Origin of the sequence: Rhizobium ecuadorense, from assembly GCF_001187535.1 — a bacterium.
GTDB lineage: Bacteria > Pseudomonadota > Alphaproteobacteria > Rhizobiales > Rhizobiaceae > Rhizobium > Rhizobium ecuadorense.
In genome coordinates this window covers 1-277 of record NZ_LFIO01001552.1, presented here as the reverse complement: position 1 = coordinate 277, position 277 = coordinate 1, and the positions used below count along the sequence as shown (strand labels likewise).

Sequence of the window (277 nt, the reverse complement as noted above, 5' to 3'; positions counted from 1 at the left end):
CTATCTATGTCAAAACCAACTACGTCACAGAAAGAGTTACTGAAAGCCATTGCGACAGGGAGGCCAACATATCCCAGGCCAATCACTGCGATGCGCTCAGCCGTCTCGCTTATCGTATTCATACTCCAACTTAGTCCTTTATATGCTTTGAACCAGTCGACAAATTTGGATCACCCACCGAAATAGATGAAGGAGGCGCAAAAGCTGGATCTCTTCTGCTTGCAGAAATCTCAGCGCAGGCAACCCGTCACCATAATCGCTTTGGCTATTGGAACCG

Annotated in this window: 1 protein-coding gene; it reads right to left on the bottom strand. The window is 47.7% G+C overall.

Features of this window, described 5'->3' with window-relative positions; all coding sequences use genetic code 11:
- On the bottom strand, positions 1 to 122 hold a 122-nt coding region (locus tag AF337_RS41210), incomplete at its 3' end, for a hypothetical protein (protein ID WP_152971274.1).
- Positions 123 to 277 lie beyond the last annotated feature (155 nt).